General features: G+C 37.1%; 24 protein-coding genes. 20 read left to right on the top strand and 4 right to left on the bottom strand.

From position 1 onward, the window contains the following. Positions 1-2: 2 nt before the first annotated feature. Positions 3-1043, bottom strand: coding sequence for an MlaD family protein (locus BM327_RS01895; protein WP_090245720.1), 1041 nt, complete (start codon positions 1041-1043; stop codon positions 3-5). A 254-nt stretch (positions 1044-1297) separates the two neighbouring features. Here BM327_RS01895 and BM327_RS01890 point away from each other — a divergent pair, with 254 nt between their 5' ends. From BM327_RS01890 to BM327_RS01830, 13 genes are all read left to right on the top strand, one after another. Next, positions 1298-2140 (top strand): transketolase, encoded by an 843-nt coding sequence (locus tag BM327_RS01890; RefSeq protein WP_090245718.1) that lies wholly within the window; start codon positions 1298-1300, stop codon positions 2138-2140. 36 nt (positions 2141-2176) lie between these two features. Beyond that, positions 2177-3493 (top strand): vWA domain-containing protein, encoded by a 1317-nt coding sequence (locus BM327_RS01885; protein WP_090245716.1) that lies wholly within the window; start codon positions 2177-2179, stop codon positions 3491-3493. A gap of 12 nt (positions 3494-3505) precedes the next feature. Then, positions 3506-4459, top strand: coding sequence for a transketolase family protein (locus BM327_RS01880; RefSeq protein ID WP_090247585.1), 954 nt, complete (start codon positions 3506-3508; stop codon positions 4457-4459). 9 nt (positions 4460-4468) lie between these two features. Next, the gene (locus BM327_RS01875) at positions 4469-5032 is read left to right on the top strand and encodes an RNA polymerase sigma factor (protein ID WP_090245714.1); all 564 of its coding nucleotides are present in this window, start codon (positions 4469-4471) and stop codon (positions 5030-5032) included. A gap of 20 nt (positions 5033-5052) precedes the next feature. Further along, complete coding sequence (locus tag BM327_RS01870; RefSeq protein WP_090245712.1) at positions 5053-5499, top strand: hypothetical protein; 447 nt, start codon at positions 5053-5055, stop codon at positions 5497-5499. Between the two features lie 10 nt (positions 5500-5509). After that, a complete protein-coding gene (locus BM327_RS01865; protein ID WP_090245710.1) occupies positions 5510-5965 on the top strand; it encodes a hypothetical protein in 456 nt (151 codons plus the stop codon). A gap of 138 nt (positions 5966-6103) precedes the next feature. Further along, the gene (locus tag BM327_RS01860; protein WP_090245708.1) at positions 6104-7300 is read left to right on the top strand and encodes an aspartate aminotransferase family protein; all 1197 of its coding nucleotides are present in this window, start codon (positions 6104-6106) and stop codon (positions 7298-7300) included. A 4-nt stretch (positions 7301-7304) separates the two neighbouring features. Further along, positions 7305-7757 carry a YcxB family protein gene (locus BM327_RS01855; protein ID WP_139230209.1) on the top strand — a complete coding sequence of 151 codons (453 nt, stop codon included), beginning with the start codon at positions 7305-7307 and terminating at the stop codon, positions 7755-7757. A gap of 7 nt (positions 7758-7764) precedes the next feature. Further along, positions 7765-8187 (top strand): hypothetical protein, encoded by a 423-nt coding sequence (locus tag BM327_RS01850; protein ID WP_090245704.1) that lies wholly within the window; start codon positions 7765-7767, stop codon positions 8185-8187. 258 nt (positions 8188-8445) lie between these two features. Further along, complete coding sequence (locus tag BM327_RS01845; protein ID WP_090245701.1) at positions 8446-9033, top strand: hypothetical protein; 588 nt, start codon at positions 8446-8448, stop codon at positions 9031-9033. Positions 9034-9338: 305 nt separating this feature from the next. Further along, positions 9339-10031, top strand: a complete 693-nt coding sequence (gene aqpZ / locus BM327_RS01840) for an aquaporin Z (protein WP_090245699.1) — start codon at positions 9339-9341, stop codon at positions 10029-10031. Positions 10032-10162: 131 nt separating this feature from the next. After that, the gene (locus BM327_RS01835) at positions 10163-10867 is read left to right on the top strand and encodes a hypothetical protein (protein ID WP_139230208.1); all 705 of its coding nucleotides are present in this window, start codon (positions 10163-10165) and stop codon (positions 10865-10867) included. A gap of 130 nt (positions 10868-10997) precedes the next feature. Further along, positions 10998-11222, top strand: coding sequence for a putative antibiotic biosynthesis monooxygenase (locus BM327_RS01830; RefSeq protein WP_090245693.1), 225 nt, complete (start codon positions 10998-11000; stop codon positions 11220-11222). Here BM327_RS01830 and BM327_RS01825 read toward each other — a convergent pair. Beyond that, positions 11219-11791, bottom strand: a complete 573-nt coding sequence (locus tag BM327_RS01825) for a TetR/AcrR family transcriptional regulator (protein WP_090245691.1) — start codon at positions 11789-11791, stop codon at positions 11219-11221. The two genes, BM327_RS01830 and BM327_RS01825, sit on opposite strands and share 4 nt — an antisense overlap. 571 nt (positions 11792-12362) lie before the next feature. Between BM327_RS01825 and BM327_RS01820 the strand changes: the two genes are divergently transcribed. The 4 genes from BM327_RS01820 (at position 12363) to BM327_RS01810 (ending at position 14112) form a co-directional block, all read left to right on the top strand. Then, positions 12363-12692 (top strand): hypothetical protein, encoded by a 330-nt coding sequence (locus BM327_RS01820; RefSeq protein ID WP_090245690.1) that lies wholly within the window; start codon positions 12363-12365, stop codon positions 12690-12692. A 52-nt stretch (positions 12693-12744) separates the two neighbouring features. Continuing rightward, positions 12745-13572 carry an HAEPLYID family protein gene (locus BM327_RS01815; protein WP_090245689.1) on the top strand — a complete coding sequence of 276 codons (828 nt, stop codon included), beginning with the start codon at positions 12745-12747 and terminating at the stop codon, positions 13570-13572. Positions 13573-13636: 64 nt separating this feature from the next. Beyond that, positions 13637-13774: a hypothetical protein gene (locus tag BM327_RS15820; RefSeq protein WP_170853638.1), complete on the top strand. Its 138-nt coding sequence runs from the start codon at positions 13637-13639 to the stop codon at positions 13772-13774. Positions 13775-13791: 17 nt separating this feature from the next. Further along, positions 13792-14112: a thermonuclease family protein gene (locus BM327_RS01810; RefSeq protein WP_170853637.1), complete on the top strand. Its 321-nt coding sequence runs from the start codon at positions 13792-13794 to the stop codon at positions 14110-14112. Here the strand turns inward: BM327_RS01810 and BM327_RS01805 are convergent. Then, on the bottom strand, positions 14109-14477 hold the full coding sequence (locus BM327_RS01805) for a winged helix-turn-helix transcriptional regulator (RefSeq protein WP_090245685.1): 369 nt from the start codon (positions 14475-14477) through the stop codon (positions 14109-14111). The genes BM327_RS01810 and BM327_RS01805 overlap by 4 nt on opposite strands. Positions 14478-14577: 100 nt before the next feature. Here BM327_RS01805 and BM327_RS01800 point away from each other — a divergent pair, with 100 nt between their 5' ends. After that, positions 14578-15450, top strand: coding sequence for an SDR family oxidoreductase (locus BM327_RS01800; protein ID WP_090245683.1), 873 nt, complete (start codon positions 14578-14580; stop codon positions 15448-15450). Positions 15451-15463: 13 nt separating this feature from the next. Then, positions 15464-16366 carry a dioxygenase family protein gene (locus BM327_RS01795; RefSeq protein WP_090245681.1) on the top strand — a complete coding sequence of 301 codons (903 nt, stop codon included), beginning with the start codon at positions 15464-15466 and terminating at the stop codon, positions 16364-16366. A gap of 167 nt (positions 16367-16533) precedes the next feature. Here the strand turns inward: BM327_RS01795 and BM327_RS01790 are convergent, their stop codons facing one another. After that, on the bottom strand, positions 16534-17220 hold the full coding sequence (locus BM327_RS01790; protein ID WP_090245679.1) for a hypothetical protein: 687 nt from the start codon (positions 17218-17220) through the stop codon (positions 16534-16536). 87 nt (positions 17221-17307) lie between these two features. Between BM327_RS01790 and BM327_RS01785 the strand changes: the two genes are divergently transcribed. Continuing rightward, complete coding sequence (locus BM327_RS01785; protein WP_090245677.1) at positions 17308-17706, top strand: hypothetical protein; 399 nt, start codon at positions 17308-17310, stop codon at positions 17704-17706. The last annotated feature ends 718 nt before the right edge of the window (positions 17707-18424 follow it).

Genomic DNA, 18424 nt, shown 5'->3' with positions numbered 1-18424 from the left:
GTTTAATTAATAGAGTCTAGAATTTTTTTCAATTTTCTTTCTTCATCCTTTGTAAGTGGAGCACCTTTTGTTCTGGCACCAAAAACACTTACGCTGATGTAACGCTCTGGGTGATGTCTAAGATCTTCCAACAAGATACTTAAATTATCACTGGCATCTGTAATTTTATGGTAAAGCTCTTCGTCTTCCAATAATTTACCTAAGGTTCCTTCACCTGAATTCACTCTTGTTAATACCGTATTAAACTCAGCCAAGGCTAAATTTGCCATATCTATAGTTCCATTGATATCTGCCTTCTTTAAAGAATCTGTAATGGTACCTACATTTTTAGTTATGTAGTTTACTTGGTGAATGGTTTCATTTAAGCTATCTGTTAAAACTTCCACATTTGTAAAAATTCTATCCAATTTCGCACGCTCATCGTCTATCATTCCATCTAGGTTCTCCGCTACCCTACCAAAAGTATTGATGGCTCTTTTCACCTCACCTAAACTCGCGTCTAAGGAATAAGCTGCAGAAGTATCCCAGAATGCATTAATAGAAACTACGATATTGTCTACAGACTCCATTAAGTTTTCTAATTTTTGCTTCACTGGTAACAATTCTGTTTGCAATTGTTCTGTGATTTCTTGCGACACGGTTCCGACTAAAGTATCTCCTACTTTGTGGAATCCACCATCTGCTATGTAGTGCTGATCTAAGTTCATGGCAACACTCAACAAACCTGGAACTATTTCCACCTTGCTACCTAGCGCCGGTTTTAATTCGTTGTCTTGTATGCTGAATTTCACCAAAACACGCTTGTTCTTATCTATAAATTGGTTTGGGCGTACTAAATCAACATCCAATACCTTACCTACTTCAACACCATTTAAAGTTACAGAAGCAGAAGGAGTTAACCCTCCTGAAGTTGGGAAATATGCGTAGTAAAAATCATCTCCTCCAAAGAAACTATTTCCCTTGAGGTAGTTCACTCCAAAAATGAGCAGTAAGATGGATAAGACCACTACTAATCCCGTTTTGAATTCCTTTGTTACTTTCAAACTCTTTAATTTTTGTGGCTAATTTAATAGATAGATGTTAAACAAACTACTTTAGGCCCTAAAACCCTTAGTATTTCTTTCCTTATTTATATGTTAATAACCGCCAGATAAATCAAAATGTAAAAATTAAAATTCAAAATAGGAGATGTGTTTTGAATTTTGAACTTTGAATTTTAAATGAATTTATTCGTCATCTTAAAAGAGAAAAACTTAGATTTGCAGCACCAAATAATAGAGTAAAAGCATCCGTAAATATGGACACATTGAAATTAGAAGAATTCGCTTCGCAAGTAAGAAGAGATATCGTAAGAATGGTAGCAGCTGTTAGTTCTGGACACCCTGGAGGTTCTTTAGGTTGTGCTGACTTCTTAACAGTTTTGTATCAACATACCATGACTCACAATCCAGAGAACTTTACAATGGACGGTTTAAACGAAGATATTTTCTTCCTTTCTAACGGACACATTTCTCCAGTATGGTACAGTGTTTTAGCGAGAAGCGGATACTTTAATGTGGCGGATTTAGCTGGATTTAGAAAATTGGGATCTCCTTTACAAGGTCACCCAAGTACAGATAAAAATTTACCGGGAATTCGTATGGCTTCTGGATCTTTAGGTCAAGGTTTATCTTGCGCTTTAGGAACAGCAGAAACAAAAAAACTAAACGGCGATAAAGCTTTAGTTTACACCTTACACGGTGACGGTGAATTACAAGAAGGACAAATTTGGGAAGCGGCAATGTACGCTGCAGCCAACAAAGTAGATAACATCATTGCTACTATAGATTACAACGGTAGACAAATTGATGGAGATTGTGACGATGTACTTTCTTTAGGAAATTTAAGCATGAAATGGCAAGCTTTTGGTTGGGAAGTATTAGAGATGGATGGTCATAACATGGCAGATATCATCGCAACTTTGGATAAAGCTAAATCAATGACAGGACAAGGTAAGCCTATCGTTATCATCATGAAAACAGAAATGGGTCAAGGTGTTGACTACATGATGGGAACACACAAATGGCACGGTTCTGCTCCGAATGATGAGCAATTAGCTTCAGCTTTATCTCAGTTAAAAGAAACTTTAGGAGACTATTAATTGAAACGCTTTTTAAGCATATTATTATTTTGTTGGGTGAGTGTTTTTACATTCGCCCAACAAGATTTGACGCGCATCCTTTTCATTTTGGACGCGTCCAACTCTATGAATGGTAAATGGGGTTATGAAGCCAAAATTGATTTGGCCAAAGACATACTCTCTAAAACTGTTGATAGCTTAACCGGTGTAGAAAACCTAGAATTAGCACTCCGCGTTTACGGTCATCAAACACCAATTACAGCAACCTACCAAGATTGCGCCGACACTAAATTAGAGGTGCCTTTTTACTCAGGAAATGAATCCTTAATAAAAGGAAAAATCAAGACATTAGAAGCGAAAGGTACCACACCTATCGCAAGATCTCTAGAGGCAGCAGCCGGAGATTTTCCAGACAATAAAAGTCGAAACATTATTATTCTTATAACAGATGGTGTAGAAGAATGTGATGATGAACCATGTGTTATCGCAGATAAACTCAGGGCGAAAGGAATTAAAATTAGTCCTTTCATTATTGGTCTAGGCTTAGACACTGCTTACCTTTCAAAGTTCGATTGTGTTGGTCAATTTGCCAATGCCGATGACAAACAATCTTTTGAAGTATTACTCAAAACTGTTGTAGATAAAGCCCTGGTGAATACTACAGTGCAAGTAAATTTAAACCGCTTGGATGGTCGCCCGTTAGAGACCAACTCTACCCTCTTCTTTTATGAAGCAGGTACTAAAAAATTGGTGTATAGTTACATGCACACTTTAAATGAGAACAACCTTCCGGATACTATAGTTATAGACCCGAACAAAAAATACGACCTTGTAGTTAATACCCTGCCCCGTGTTGAGAAGAAGAACATTAACATCAAAAAATACCAGCACAACATCATAGAGGTAGATTGTCCGCAAGGCTATTTAGATATTAAAATTAGTAACAAAACAACCAACTATTATTTCCCTTACAGGGTGGTACAAGACGGTAAAGAAGTTACTTTGAATCATCAAGAATTAGAACAAAAGCAGAAATATTTAGTCGGTGATTACAAGGTGGAAATTTACACTTTGCCGCGTATTACTCTAGATGCGACAATTTCTCAAAGTAAAACAACAACACTTACCATTCCAGCTCCTGGGCAAGCAAAATTCAGGGCTTACAATTACAATACAGGACAACTTTTCGTATTCAGAAATGGTGAATGGGAATGGGTAATTGATATCAATGCAAATACCAAACAACAAGAATTTATTTTGCAACCTGGAAACTACAGAATCGTTTATAGAGATATAAATGCCAAAGAAACCGAATACACCAAAAATCAAGAATTTAGAATAACATCAAATAGAACAATTTCAATAAATCTTTAAATGGAATTAAAAATGAAAAAAATAGAAGTACTTGGCAAGAAAGACACGCGCTCTGGATTTGGAGCTGGACTTCACGAATTAGGTAAAAAGAACCCAAATGTTGTTGGTTTATGTGCTGACTTAACAGGTTCTTTAAAAATGGATGCATTTAAAGAAGAATTCCCAGAAAGATTTTTCCAAGTTGGAATTGCTGAAGCAAACATGATGGGTATGGCAGCTGGTATGACTATCGGTGGTAAAATTCCTTACACAGGAACTTTCGCAAACTTCTCTACAGGTAGAGTTTACGACCAAATCCGTCAATCGATTGCTTACTCTAACAAGAATGTTAAGATTGCAGCATCTCATGCAGGTTTAACTTTGGGAGAAGATGGTGCAACTCACCAAATTTTGGAAGACATAGGAATGATGAAAATGTTGCCAAACATGACCGTTGTTGTTCCTTGTGACTACAACCAAACAAAGCAAGCTACTATTGCATTGGCAGATCACGAAGGACCAGCATACTTAAGATTTGGTAGACCATCAGTTCCAATTTTCACTCCTGAGGATGCTAAATTTGAAATTGGTAAGGCAGATGTTTTAATCGAAGGAACTGATGTAACTATCGTTGCATGTGGTCACTTAGTATGGAAAGCTATCGAAGCTGCGGAGCAATTAGAAGCTAAAGGAATTAGTGCAGAAGTAATAAATATGCACACCATTAAACCTTTTGATGCAAAGGCAGTCTTAGACTCTGTAAGCAAAACAAAATGTGTTGTTACTGCAGAAGAACACATGATTAACGGTGGTTTAGGTGACTCTGTTGCCCAGGTATTGGCACAAAACACTCCTACTCCTCAAGAGTACGTTGGTGTTAACGATCAGTTTGGACAAAGTGGTAAACCAGATGAGTTAATGACCAAATACGGAATAGACACAGTTAACGTTGTTCAAGCTTGCGAGAAAGTAATTAAACGTAAGTAACAAAAATATATGCTCCTCCTTGACGATAAAGAAATTTTAAGATTACATCGTAAAGGAGGAGCTTTTTCACAAAAGGCCTTTAACGCCCTTGTTAGCCAATACGCCCAACAATTGTATTGGCAAATTCGCCGCCAAACCAAAAACCACGAAGATACCAACGACGTACTTCAAAACACCCTTCTTAAAGTTTACAAAGCCCTCGATAAATTCGAAGGTAAAAGTGCGCTTTCTACTTGGATGTACAGTATAGCACGCAATGAAACCTATACTTTCCTGGAGAAAAGAAATAAGCAAGTAAAGCAAGAATATGATGACGCCAGCTTGGAGCTTATCAACCGCTCCGGAGATTTGGGCGGACTCACCCCAACACAAATAGAAAATCTTCTTTTTGAAGCACTAGATACGCTGCCCGAAAAACAGGCTCAAGTCTTTCAATTAAAATATTTCGAACACCTTAGTTTTAATGAAATTAGTAAGCAACTTGGAACCAGTGTAGGCGGACTAAAAGCTTCCTACCACCATGCCGTTAAAAAAATTGAAGAAAATTTAAAAAACGCATTAAACCTATTATAATTCTAATAGTCTAAAGAACAGTGAAAGAGGAAAACAACATATTCAATCAGTTTAAACCCAGTGAAAAGCCAGGAATACCAGCGGGTTATTTTGAACAACTCCAAAAAGAGCTGAACCAAAGCATTACTCCAGGAGAAAGTCAACGCAAAAGCAGCTTAAAACTGGTACTTTACAGCGTAGCCTCTGTTGCTGCGGTGCTTCTGTTATTTTTCACGTTAACACACAAGGAAATCACTACTACCCCTAGCGTTGCGGATATAAAAGAAATTAATACCCAAGAAATAGACGGTTACATAGAAGATAATATTCAAAACTTCGATGAAGAACTCTTTGTTGAAGCAGGATATATAGCTTCCGCTACGCCGAGTGCTGTAGAAAATATAGACCAACAATTAGATGCCTTAGATTTAGATGACATCTCCAATTACTTATCGGATGATGATGATTTTACCTTAGAGGATTTTTAAAACGAAAACAATGAAATACATACTTATAACACTTTTAAGCATTATAGCCTACACAACAAGTTTTGCCCAAGGTCCGCATCCAGACAAACGCCCAAGTAAGGCTGAACATGCAAAAATAGAGCAATTAAAGCGCACTTATTTCTCGAAAGAACTGAGATTAAGCAAAGAAGACTCTATCGCTTTTTGGCCTATTTACGATGATTATTCTAAGCAGCTTAAAGCCTTACATCATTCAATTAAATCGAAATACAGATGTAAAGAAGACAATACACTTACTGAAACCGAATACAAAAAACTCATCCAAGAAATTATTGTTTTGGAAAAGAAAGAAGTAAACCTCAAAGCCGAATTCATGTTAAAAATAGGCGAAACCATAGGTTACGAAAAAGCCTTAAAGCTTCCTTGCTTAGAGCACGAGTTCAGGAAAAAACTGTTGGCAGAACTCAAGACCAGAAAAAAATACTAAGACTTTTTAGTTTACATAAGTACAATTTACAAGTAAAGGCAGTTAAGTAATCTTAGCTGCCTTTTTTGTGTTATAAACAGACAATTATCACTGTAATTCTCGCGCTTAAACAGGCAATTATTCACTAAATTCGCTGCCATGGACAGACGTGAGAAATTTCTATCGCTACAAGGGCAAACTACCCCATTTCCCTATCTATTGGATATAGATTACGCCAAGGGAATTTATATGTACGACAAACAAGGAAAAGCTTTCATGGATATGATAGCCGGTGTTGCCGTCAACAACATTGGGCACAATCACCCTAAAGTTGTAGACGCCTTAAAACAGCAAATAGACAAGCACCTTCACGTCATGGTTTATGGTGAATTCATTCAAGACGCTCCTTTGTTAATGGCTGAACGTTTGACAGCTATTTTACCTGAACAACTCAATTGTGTTTACTCCGTAAATTCTGGTGCAGAAGCTAACGAAGCAGCCCTAAAACTTGCCAAACGCGTTACGGGAAGATCCCAAATTATCGCTTTCAAAGGAGCGTATCATGGAGGTACGCATGGTGCGCTAAGTGTTTCTGCCAACGAAACCAAAAAAGAGAAGTTTAGACCGCTCTTGCCAGGTATAAAATTTATCACTTTCAATAGCATTGAAGAACTAGAAGCCATTACCGATCAAACAGCAGCGGTAATCATGGAAACCGTTCAAGGAGATGCGGGGGTGCGAAAAGCTCAACCTGATTTCATGCGCGCACTTAGAGACAAATGTACCCAAACGGGTGCACAGCTTATTTTCGACGAAGTACAATGCGGTATAGGAAGAACAGGACAAAATTTTGCTTTTGAAATGTATGAGAATGTAGTTCCTGATATCTTGACCTTAGGTAAAGCCCTTGGTGGTGGAATGCCCATAGGTGCTTTTGTATCCAGTCAAGAAAAAATGAAGGAGCTGACCCACGATCCCATGTTAGGGCACATTACCACTTTTGGTGGACACCCCGTAGTTGCCGCAGCGGCAGCAGCCACGCTAGAGGTATTGACAACTGAAATAGATTACACGCAAGTAGAAGCCAATGGTCAATTGTTGGTCGACATGCTTCAGTACGATCCTGAAATCAAAGAAATCCGTCGTGTAGGTATGATGTTCGCCTTTGATATGGAATCTTTTGAGCGCGTAGAAAAGGTGGTGAATAGATGTTTGGAACTCGGTTTAATTTCTTTCTGGTTCCTTTCTCACCCCTACTCGTTTAGGTTGAGTCCACCCATTAACATTACCCGAGAAGAAATGAAAAAAGCCGGAGAAATTATCCTCCAAGCCATAGAAGAAACCAGAGAAAAATAAACAGATGACCATAACACAAACACTTACACAAAAAGAATTTAGAAACGCCAGCATGAGCATACTATGGAGTAAAATAGGTGTGCGCATTTTCACCGCCTTATTTCTCGTCGGAATGATCATCTTCCCTATTATATCTGCCTTTTACACGGGTAACTACCAAGAAATAGTATCGCCTCTATTGTTCATCGTCGTTTTTGCTGTCTTCATCAATTTCACCTACAAAAGAGCCTACACCCAAAACACAGATTTACAACATCCGGTAAGCTATACTTTTAAGAAAAATGAATTAATCATTAGTGGAAACTCTGGGAAATCTACCTTAGAATTACCCCTGAAGAAGGTCCATGAGTTCAAACATTCTTTCGGTTTGCAACAAAGTAAGCAAGTCTTTTACATCATTTCTAAAGCTGGTTTAAGCGAGCAAGAATTGGAGTTTTTAAGGAAGATGGTCAATTAATTCGAGCATGATCAAAGGTCTCTACTTGCTTTATTTAACCGCCCTTTTCGTGGGATGTGTTAGCCTCTTTTTTAATTTTGTATCCCTCGGTTTTTACACCATTCTCATCTGGGTGTTCTTAGGAAATATTCCAACTTCCTTACTTTTTTATCGAAAGGTCAACGCCTTTTTAACCTTACTCACACAAGCGTATCCAGAACAAGTTAAAGAACACAAACTACCCATTTCGACAAGAAGAAATAAGCCCTACATGTTCTCGCTAGAGCTATTTAGTTACTACGATATCATCTCTAAGTTTTCGGAAGAATGCCAAAGGAAACTCAATGAAATAAGATCTTTTAACAACGTACTGATGTTGAGCTTTCTGGGTATATTGTTTTTAGGAGGAATCATTTTCATAATTAATGTCCTTATCCTAGAAAATCCTTAGCAAATTGGTGAAGAATATCAACCTTTAGGCAAACGGCCGGGCTATTCCTTTTAGTCCCTCGGCGTTGGTGTTTTCGCCTAAGTACCGGCCTTCGCTCCTAAGGTCGCACATGCCTGCACAGGCTCAATACACAAACGCTGTCGGGCGCTGCCAGTGCTATCCCTGTTTGACTTTAATTATTTCTGAATCAAACTCGTAATAGCAGCGATGAAATTAAAGTAGTTCTATTATATTCGTATTCTTAACTATTTGAATCAAATGAGAACACTAGAAAAAATACTTATCCTACTATTTGTCTTAACACTCGGACTCCAATTCTTTCTAATTGCAGGTACAACGCTACTTTTTGTATTGGTGGCTATGCTTTTATCTTGTATTTACTTTTACTTAGGTTTTGCCGTACTCAATGGAGTTCGCTTCAGATCAATATTCAAAAAAGCAGCTTACGAAGAATTCAAGGGGAAAGAAATAGCTTTTGCCATAGGTATTGGACTCTCACTTAGTACACTTGTAATCGGTATACTTTTTAAAGCGCTTCAATGGCCAGGTGCAGAATTTATGCTTCAATTTGGACTCGGAAGTGGCCTTATTTTATTACTCGCTGTTGTTCTATTTTTTCGTAAGAACAACCCTGTTTTTTTCAAATTCAATACGCTGAGAATAGGAATATTTGGTCTTCTAGGAATTATTTTCTACTTCATATCCAACAACACCTTTTTAGAAATAAAATACGGTGAATATCCAGAATACGTAGAACTCAGAAAGCAGCTTTACAATGACCCAACCAACCTTGAGCTTCAACAACAAGTAAACGACGCATACTTTAAAATAGAACAAGAACACTAGTACGAGTCACGTTGAATTTAGGCGCCTTTTAATTATACATCCTGTCTGTTCAGTCGAGCATAACTGTATAATAAGCCCAAAGAAACAGTTGAATTGCGCAGCTAAAAAAAACGCATTTAACAACATGTATTCTGAAAATTTCACTTTGAACACATTTTTTTATTAAAAAAATATTTCCCTGCATCCCTTGTAAAATAACTAGCTACAAAACTTTTGCACAATCCCTAGTACCCACAATGCTTATTTTGAAGGCATTTAGTTCAATTAAAAAAGTAATTTTGGCGGCACATTACAACTAAACTTTTATGACGCAAAAATTTCTAGCAGAGTACTTTGGTACGATGTGGTTAGTTTTCGGTGGCTGTGGAAGTGCCGTATTATCTGCCAACTTCCCAGAATTGGGTATAGGCATGTTGGGCGTTTCACTTGCCTTTGGCCTTTCTGTACTTACCATGATTTATTCCATAGGTCCAATTTCTGGAAGTCATTTAAACCCAGCCATTTCTTTAGGACTTTGGGTAGCGGGTAAATTTGAAGGAAAAAACCTTCCCTATTACTTTGTAGCACAACTCTTAGGTGCCTTAAGTGGAGCAAGCTTTTTATACGTCATCCTAATGGGTAAACCCGATGCGATAATTGGCTCTTTTGCTTCCAATGGATATGGAGAACTCTCTCCTGGAAAATTTGAATTACCCTCCGCCTTTTTGATGGAACTGGTCATGACCTTCATGCTTATTTTCATCGTATTAGGGGCAACTTGCGACAAAGCTCCCAAGGGTATCTCTGGTATCTCCATCGGTTTAGGGATTACACTAATTCACCTCATTAGCATACCAGTAACCAACACTTCTATAAACCCTGCAAGAAGTACGAGTCAAGCAATATTTAGTGAAACCGCGGCCATGGAACAGCTTTGGTTATTTTGGGTTGCACCCTTAATTGGGGCAGCAATAGCTGGATTAATCTATAAAATATTTACCATAGAGGTACCCGAGTAAATATCTTTCTTTGGGGAAGAAAAATTAAAATCTATCCCACAGACGAGCTATTTTCAACTTTTCTGGCTAAAAATTTAGTGAGTTTTATTACTTTTCTGATGGTAAGCAAGCTTACCCAGAAACACACGCACATGTATAAGTATATTTTTATCCTCACTCTTTTGCTAAATAATGCCTTTTGTTCAATGGCTTCCGATGAGAAATCTAAGGTCTTGGAACGACTAAAAGCCTATAATTTCAATGAAACTACGCTAACAGAGCATCTGATAGATACCCTCGCTAAATATTCGTACAATACTCATACGACTACTTACATCAAAGACGAACAGAAAATTAAAAAGGCGAATTATAATCCAGCCTTAAAACTGGGCGAAAGGTGGCATTTGGACAGTGTTGACCATCGAATTCCTACAGAAAAAGAAAGGGCAGCTTTTAATAAGAACCATAATCAAGACAAGTATGGAGCAAGCGGTAAAATTGCTGATACCTCATGGCATATAGTAGCCGAAGATCTAAACTATTTAAAAGTTAGTTTCCGTTTCGAACCCAATGGTTTACCAGAGCTTTTTAGTTTCTTAGGTAAATGTATAGGTTATGCTTACTTTAATAAGAAAACCAAAAAACTAGAACGTGCACAATTCATCAATGAAGAACCAGTGCGTTTCCACATATTTCAGGTTAAAGATTTAGAGGTAAATATTTACTACTCTTTTAATACCGCTAAAAAGAAATACTTTGTAGATAAGGAAGTTGCAGAGTTATCTATTAGTTTATTGGGGAATAAAGTTCAAGTTAAAGAAATCTGTAGGTTCAGCAATTACAAGAAAGTGAAATAACCGCAGTAGATTTATTGGCTGTGGATTAGCTTTGGTCATCTAAAAGATATTTAAGTTTAATATCCTCCAAAACTCGCGTATACTTTTACTTTGTCCTTTTAAAACTGGTACTTTTGCAAAAAGTATCGACATGTCGAAAAGAAGAAATACCCTCATTGTTTGGGTAGCTATTTATCCAGCAATTACACTTTTAACCTATTTAATAGGGAATGATATAAAGCATCTTCCCATATACATTAGAACGCTTATTTTAACAGGAGTTCTTGTGCCTTCTATGATTTATTTTCTAATTCCTTTCTGGGCTAAAATCATCAATAAAATCCCCAGTCGCAAGCACCCTAGAACTAAAGCTTAACTTTTGGGTGAAATTCCCTTAAATACTATTTCTACAGCCCTATTCATCATCCCTTCAAGGTTTACTTCTAAGGCTTGTAGGGTGGCACTTCCCAGCATGGTTACAATTAATGCCGAGTCGGTTAGCGGATCAAAATTCTCCATGAGTATACCTCTTTCTTTGGCGCGTTTTACCGGTCCCTTCATGAGGTTGATTATACTATTATTTAAGTCATCTGTAGACTCTGGCAAATAAGGGATCAAACCTTGATAATGAAGTTGTAATTCTGCTGTCTTTTTGATGAGAATAAAAAACTCATGCTCGTCCTGTTCCATACCCTGAGCAAAAGCATTTAGCTCTTCCATGTTGTGAAGCATGAGGGCAAAAACCAAATCAGATTTGTCTTGAAAATTTCTATAAAGCGTTGCTCTACTCACCTTGGCAGCTTTTGCAATTTCACTCAAAGAGGTGTCTGGCCCCTTTTCTTTAAATAGCTTTCTTGCGGTTTTAATTATGGTCAATCTATTTGCCGAAGCATCTATCCTCTTCGCCGAAAACGACTTGGTGTTCTTTGTGGAATACTCCCTCATAAACCAAAAATATAAAGTTTAAGTGATACATATTGTAACACTTATGAAAAAATCATTATTTTTACTGAAGGAAATAAAACTAAAAAGCGAGTTGATAAGCATATATAAATGTATTACTTAACCGCTTTCCAAAGAAAGAATGAAATCGTTTCTTTTCTAAGGTAAATTAATTGCCTGTTCTGGTTCTCGAGCTAGAACAGGCTTTTTTACAACCAGCGTTATTTGAAAATTCGAACCAAGATTAAGCCGGTTTTCAATGGTTATCTCCCAATTTCACCATTAATTCCACCAGGGTATTGAGTCTTCTATCTACTCAAAACCTAAGCTTAATTTAATTCGTGGAGCACAGTATTAAAAATGTCAGCACTATTTAATACATCAACTCCTAATTCAGGCACGCGTAAAAACGTGCCTTTTTCTTTTCCTTTGATTCTAAGTTCTTTTTGGTTGATTGTATGACAACTTTTTTCCCTCCCTCTCCCTTATATTTGTTGCCTGCGAAAATCAAGTGATAACGAAAATAAAACATAGCACCTTTTTTAAATTCTTTTGGGTTTTTACACTACTCTACATGATCAACATCTCAGTAGATAGTAAAGATCCGAATGCTTTTCGCGTCCATGAGGATACATCCATAAACGATCAAGAAAGTTTACTTGAAATTTTTGTTGAAAAAATACTTGGCTTTGAAAATGCTTTCGCTGAATACGATGATCAAGATGGTGAAAACCAGCAGCCCAGTTTAGAAAAATCCACAAAATTAGATTTTTACCCTTCCTCCTTTACAAGCTTTCATGCCCATGTAGATGACGAAGAAAAGCAAAATGTTTTTGCCCTTTATCTTTTGAAAACTAAGGATGGACATCCTCAAAAATTCACTCCCCCTCCCCAAGTAATTTGATACTTACGAAATACCCTGTTTTGGGGCTTTTTACTTATCAAATTATTATACAATGAAAAAAATTATTTACCTGCTTGTTTGCGCAAGTAGCACCCTATCATGGAGTCAATTAGACAAAGACCAACGCGATAGTTTATACATAGAAGAAATTGAAAATAAATACCCGAAAGATAAAGTTTTACATGCCGAACCGCTGTACATAGACCTCATTCGCGACCTTGGGGCCCGAAAAGGAGAAAAGGAATGGAACCTGGGCTTTGGGCTTACTGACAAAGATAACTTCGACGAGTACGAAGCTTTGATAGAATACGAATGGGCGCCGATGGACAGGTTAGGTTTAGAAGTTGAACTCCCCTTCTCCTTTGAGGCCGGACATAGTTCTGTGAATGCCAACGCTAGAAGTGGTTTAAACAGTTTAAAGCTAGCCGCGCAATGGTCTTTTCTGGTCAATGAGAAACACGCCACATCCATGGCTGTAGGTTACATAAATGAACTCTTACTCACCCCTCAAATTCTAACTACACCAGAAGGGAATGTTTTCAATCCATTTTTGGTCATGGCCAAACGCTGGGGACAAAATTTTCATACATTAATCTACACCGGGCCACATATTAGCTATGGTACACTTGGTCATACCTGGCATAGTTCCTACGCTATCAATACCAATGTACATTACATGATAGATGGTACACGTAATTTTATAGGTATGGAAATTAACAAAAACTTTGCGCGCCACCACAGCACCTATGTATTGCGCCCTCAAATGCGTTTGGGCATCAACGATCAGATGATGCTGGGTATAGTGGCGGGTATTCCGCTCAACAAAGAACATGAACGGTTTAGTACCTTTCTAAGACTGATCTGGGAACCCAAACATTAACATAAAAAAAGACGCTCTGACGAGGAGCGTCTTTAACCCTTATATTTAAAGAATAATGCAAGCTATGAAACTTTTATATGTTACCCTTATACTAATAACACTTGGAGTAACAAGTTGTTCTACACCAACAAAAAATAATGCAAAATACAAGGTTACACGCATCATAGATGGTGATACTTTTTGGGCAGTTGATGAAAATTAAACGGTGAAAAAATTCGCTTGATAGGCCTAAATACGCCCGAACTTAAAGGAAGGAATCAAGAAAAAGAATTTTACGCCGAAGAAGCCAAGAAATTTTTAGCTGATCTTATTTATCAAAAAGAAATACGCTTGGAATTTGATGTAGAACACAAGGATAAATATGGTAGAACTTTGGCCTACGTTTATGTTTTTGATACGCTATTTGTAAATGAACTTTTAATTGCAAAGGGCTATGCACAAAAAATGCGTATTCCACCCAATACAAAATACGCAAGTCAATTTGCTGCTCGAGAACAAATGGCCAAAGCAAGAAAAATTGGAATATGGCAGAAGCCTTAAGACATCACTGCTTCTAGGTTCACTTTTCTGTGTTTGAGTCCCCATTTTATCATGGCATTCAACACTTCGGTCAAATCCTTACCGGAATCGGAAAGCTCATATTCTATCAATACAGGAGTGGAGTTGTGGACAATACGGTTCACAATTCCATTCATTTCCAAATCTTTCAATTCTTTGGATAACATACGGGGTGTAATCTTACCAATATTATTTTCCATGTCCTTAAAACGCATTTTCCCTTTTGATAAAGACGCAATGATAGGCATCTTCCATTTCCCACTAATTGCGTTCAAAGCATCATTTACGGCCAATACATAACGTACCGGACAACTATTGATCTCTTTAAAATCTTTCAAACCCTCCATAACTCTAAAACTATACAAAAGTATAGTACTATTTTTAGTACACTTACTTCTTTTTATATAGCAAAGGTAGTAATTTTACATCAAACATAAAGAAAGAAAAATGATACTAATAACAGGAGCAACAGGAAATTACGGTGGTTTAACCATTAAACATTTATTGAACAAAGGCGTAGCTGCTAATCAAATTGTAGCTTTAGTGAGAGATGAAGCAAAAGCTCAAGATTTGAAAGATAAAGGTGTAGAACTACGCATAGGAGATTACGACAATGTAGAAAGTTTGAAAACGGCATTCCAAGGCATAGATCAATTACTATTCATTTCTGCCAGCGATGTTGAAAAACGTTTACCCCAACATGAGAATGTAATGGAAGCAGCCAAAGCAGCAGGTGTTGGGCATATCGTTTACACCAGTTTTGAACGCCAGAACAATACATCTTCTTCACCTATTGCCTTTGTTGCTGAAGCACATTTGCGTACTGAAGAACTTTTAAAAGAATCAGGTATTTCTCATACGATATTGCGCAACAACTTATACATGGATTTTGTTCCTGTATTTATTGGTGAGCAAGTTTTGGATCAGAAAAACATCTATCTTCCTGCTGAAAATGGAAAAGCCGGTTTTGTTTTACGAGAGGACATGGCAGAAGCGACTGCTCAAATTTTAGTAAATGAACCGCAAGAAACTCAGGTATTAGAATTCTCTAACGAAGAAAATTACAGCTACCAAGATGTTGCAGATGCTATTTCTAAAGTAACGGGAACACAAATTAACTACACTTCTCCAAGTGTTGAAGAATACACCTCTACCCTTTTAGGATTAAATGTTCCTGAAGGTTACGTACACATGTTTGCTGGATTTGCCAAGGCACAAGCAGATGGAGAATTGGCAGTAAGTTCAACGACTATCAATGATTTATTGGGTAGAAAAGCAACGACCCTGGAAGAATTCGTAAATACTGTTTACGGAAAATAATTTATAACACACCATGAAAAGAAACGACTTTATAAAATCAACTTTAGCATTATCGGTGATGAGTAATTTAGGATGTTTAAATCGATTTGCGGAGAAACTTCCCTTGCAAAGTAAAAAGATGCCCGTTTTATTTACCTCTCATGGCAACCCTATGGATATTCCTTTAAGTAAGGAAGAACGTCCGTTTTGGAACACCCTTTTTAATTTAGGAAAAGATCTAAAGGCGAATTACGATGTGAAAGCTGCATTGGTCGTTTCTGCCCATTGGTGTACACGCGGTACCTTTGTAAACTCTTCTTTAGAACAAGAACAGATTTACGATTACTACGGTTTTCCAGAACATTATTACGATCCAAAATACAAAGCATTTGGAGCACCAGAAATAGCTCAAGAGATACATGAACTCATACCTGAGGTTAAAACAACAGACGATTGGGGGCTTGACCACGGAGCTTGGCCCATGTTAATGCACCTTTTCCCTGAAGGAGATGTCCCTGTTTTTCAAATGAGTTTGGATTATTATGCAGACCCTTCTTATCACTATGAATTAGGAAAACAATTGGCTACGCTTCGTCAAAAAGGGGTGTTAATTATAGGAAGTGGATCTTTGATTCACAACCTTCAATTGGCCATGAGTAAAATGCAAAAAAACGACATGTCGCCCTACTGTTGGGAAGCTGAATACGATTATTGGCTCAAGCAACAAATTGACCAACGTAACTTTGAGAATTTGATCAAATATCAAAGTAGTCATAAACTTGGAAAATTAGCCGCTCCAACTCCCGATCACTTTGTACCTATTTTGTACACTTTAGGACTCACCACATCCAAAGACAGTATAGAATACTTCTACGAAGGAGAACCAAGTATTCCAGCCTTTAGTGAACGAAGTTTTATTGTTTCGGAGAAAGGATAGTATTTTAATTAAGAGTTAAGAATGCAGAATTAAGAGTTATGAATGCGGAATTAAGAGGTTAGAATGAAGCATCAAATGGAATATAGTACTAAAAACCGAGACTATTACTTGTTTTAGGATCTAAAAAAAGGAGCTGTACTTTGTTGAATAGCTCCTTTTTATGTTAATTAAATGTCATCGATCAAAACATCTTCTTGTTGGGGTTTCTTTGGCGCTATGTATTTTCGAATTGCTTTTAATTCTCTGATAAAATAACTCAACACCATGGCTTGAATGATAAAGAAGAAAATAGAAGTAAACACATCATAATCTAAACGTATTCCTAAGGGGTAAACGTTTACCCAAGAAAGGATGTGAAGTAAAACCATGAAGGCGTAAAGTGAGGTTCCTACATAAAAGACTTTTGGGTAACTTTTGATGAGAATTGCACTTAACAAATAGCCTGTAAAGAAAATTCCATTATAGACAAGTATTTCCCAAAACGTCCAGAGATTAATGGAGTTGACCACACTCATTATACCTATCGCTCTTGTAGTAGCAAACATGATAAAAAGAGCACGCAGCAAGACAAAGTTGGGCAGCTCTCGCTTCAACTTATTTACTGTTCTATATTTTTTACCATTTACTTTCAGTTCTATCTTCATAGGCCTATCTTGAGTAAAAGCCAGCGATACTTTTCCTACATCTTCTGAGTCAAACCACGTTCCTCGTTTTAATTCTACAGGATCTTCTATGACTTGAATGAGTTTCTTGAAATAATAAATATGAATATTTCTATAGCCCTGTTCCCAAACAAGGGTCAAATGTTTGTGCTCATCTTTTGGGTCGAAATAACGTTTGGTGAAGGTGCTCATGTAAAGAGATTTTAATGCGAATCTAACATTTTTTTACTTCCTCGAAGAATATCCGTAACTTGTATATACAATCAAAAAACACAGGTCATGAATTGGAAATTGATTCTCTCATACGCATCATTTGGTATCTTGGTAGGACTCCTTTCCGTTTTTACCAATTCCATAGTTACAGAGCCCGTATTTTGGCTCATTTATGCATTTATAGCGGCACATGGTTTTAAAACCAAGGTTACTTCTAACCGCATTGCCCATGTACTTTTTTTCGGTTTAATCTGCGGAATTTTAAACGCGGGAGTACAAGCCTTATTAGTAGATAGTTATTTGGCAAACAATCCCGTTTTCGCAAGAGAATTTAGCGCAGCACCCGTTTCGCCTAAGGCATTAATTATGTTCACCGGACTGCTTTTTGGAATTATTTATGGGGTTATCGTATTTGTATTAACCATGATTTTTCAAACTAAAAAAGAAGTCAAAACGGCTGATTAAAATTTATTTACAAAGGCTTTAAAGAATTCTGATTTTTATTCCTTAACTTACTATCCCGTAACAGGATAGGTAATGAAAAACGTGACAGATCAGCAAAAATGGGTAATTCGCAGCAAGATGCTAGAATTTCAAAAAAGTGGATTACTCTCTTACGGGAAATATTTGGACGAACAGCTCAAGTTCGCCTCCAAGTCTCATCTTCGAGTAGCTTATAAAAGTTATATCGAACAGGAAATCATTCGGAATAACGATAAGATAAGGACATTGAATGAAAGACTTATGTAGATTTCTAGACGGCTAGATTTCTAGATAGCTAGACTTTTAGACCTTTAGATGGTTAGACTTTTAGATAATTTGAAGGATTTGAAGGATTTGAAGGATTTGAAGGATTTGAAGGATTTGAAGTATTTGAAGGATTTGAAGGATTTGAATTATTCGCTGCGCTCATTTGTTTAAAGATTTAAATATATCTACCATTTTTTAAATTCTTAAATCATTAAATTTTTAAATACTCGTATGAGCATACATAGATTGAGACTTCCGATCAATTTACACCTCTTACACCCTACTCAAACTCCAAACTGTCCTCTGTTAGGGATATGAGCGTATACCCCGATGGAGCGAAACACATTGATACACCACGGCTATAGAGCGACCTTGGAAGCTTTATGGCTGAGGATGTAGAAAGTGTTTGTCTACGAGGAGTAGCAGCGTTAGC

Origin of the sequence: Lishizhenia tianjinensis, assembly GCF_900116425.1 — a bacterium.
GTDB classification, from domain to species: domain Bacteria; phylum Bacteroidota; class Bacteroidia; order Flavobacteriales_D; family Crocinitomicaceae; genus Lishizhenia; species Lishizhenia tianjinensis.
Note: the sequence above shows the minus strand (reverse complement) of the source record. Positions and strands in the feature narration are given on the sequence as shown.

Bases quoted from the DNA above. Each gene is read 5' to 3' on its own strand.
- BM327_RS01795 (WP_090245681.1), top strand. From the start codon at position 15,464: ATGAAAAGAAACGACTTTATAAAATCAACTTTAGCATTATCGGTGATG.
- BM327_RS01850 (WP_090245704.1), top strand. From the start codon at position 7,765: ATGATCAAAGGTCTCTACTTGCTTTATTTAACCGCCCTTTTCGTGGGA.
- BM327_RS01875 (WP_090245714.1), top strand. From the start codon at position 4,469: ATGCTCCTCCTTGACGATAAAGAAATTTTAAGATTACATCGTAAAGGA.
- BM327_RS01790 (WP_090245679.1), bottom strand. From the start codon at position 17,220: ATGAGCACCTTCACCAAACGTTATTTCGACCCAAAAGATGAGCACAAA.
- BM327_RS01820 (WP_090245690.1), top strand. From the start codon at position 12,363: ATGATCAACATCTCAGTAGATAGTAAAGATCCGAATGCTTTTCGCGTC.
- BM327_RS01835 (WP_139230208.1), top strand. From the start codon at position 10,163: ATGTATAAGTATATTTTTATCCTCACTCTTTTGCTAAATAATGCCTTT.
- aqpZ (WP_090245699.1), top strand. From the start codon at position 9,339: ATGACGCAAAAATTTCTAGCAGAGTACTTTGGTACGATGTGGTTAGTT.
- BM327_RS01860 (WP_090245708.1), top strand. From the start codon at position 6,104: ATGGACAGACGTGAGAAATTTCTATCGCTACAAGGGCAAACTACCCCA.
- BM327_RS01845 (WP_090245701.1), top strand. From the start codon at position 8,446: ATGAGAACACTAGAAAAAATACTTATCCTACTATTTGTCTTAACACTC.
- BM327_RS01855 (WP_139230209.1), top strand. From the start codon at position 7,305: ATGACCATAACACAAACACTTACACAAAAAGAATTTAGAAACGCCAGC.
- BM327_RS01830 (WP_090245693.1), top strand. From the start codon at position 10,998: ATGTCGAAAAGAAGAAATACCCTCATTGTTTGGGTAGCTATTTATCCA.
- BM327_RS01890 (WP_090245718.1), top strand. From the start codon at position 1,298: ATGGACACATTGAAATTAGAAGAATTCGCTTCGCAAGTAAGAAGAGAT.
- BM327_RS01825 (WP_090245691.1), bottom strand. From the start codon at position 11,791: ATGAGGGAGTATTCCACAAAGAACACCAAGTCGTTTTCGGCGAAGAGG.
- BM327_RS01865 (WP_090245710.1), top strand. From the start codon at position 5,510: ATGAAATACATACTTATAACACTTTTAAGCATTATAGCCTACACAACA.
- BM327_RS15820 (WP_170853638.1), top strand. From the start codon at position 13,637: ATGAAACTTTTATATGTTACCCTTATACTAATAACACTTGGAGTAACA.
- BM327_RS01785 (WP_090245677.1), top strand. From the start codon at position 17,308: ATGAATTGGAAATTGATTCTCTCATACGCATCATTTGGTATCTTGGTA.
- BM327_RS01800 (WP_090245683.1), top strand. From the start codon at position 14,578: ATGATACTAATAACAGGAGCAACAGGAAATTACGGTGGTTTAACCATT.
- BM327_RS01805 (WP_090245685.1), bottom strand. From the start codon at position 14,477: ATGGAGGGTTTGAAAGATTTTAAAGAGATCAATAGTTGTCCGGTACGT.
- BM327_RS01815 (WP_090245689.1), top strand. From the start codon at position 12,745: ATGAAAAAAATTATTTACCTGCTTGTTTGCGCAAGTAGCACCCTATCA.
- BM327_RS01880 (WP_090247585.1), top strand. From the start codon at position 3,506: ATGAAAAAAATAGAAGTACTTGGCAAGAAAGACACGCGCTCTGGATTT.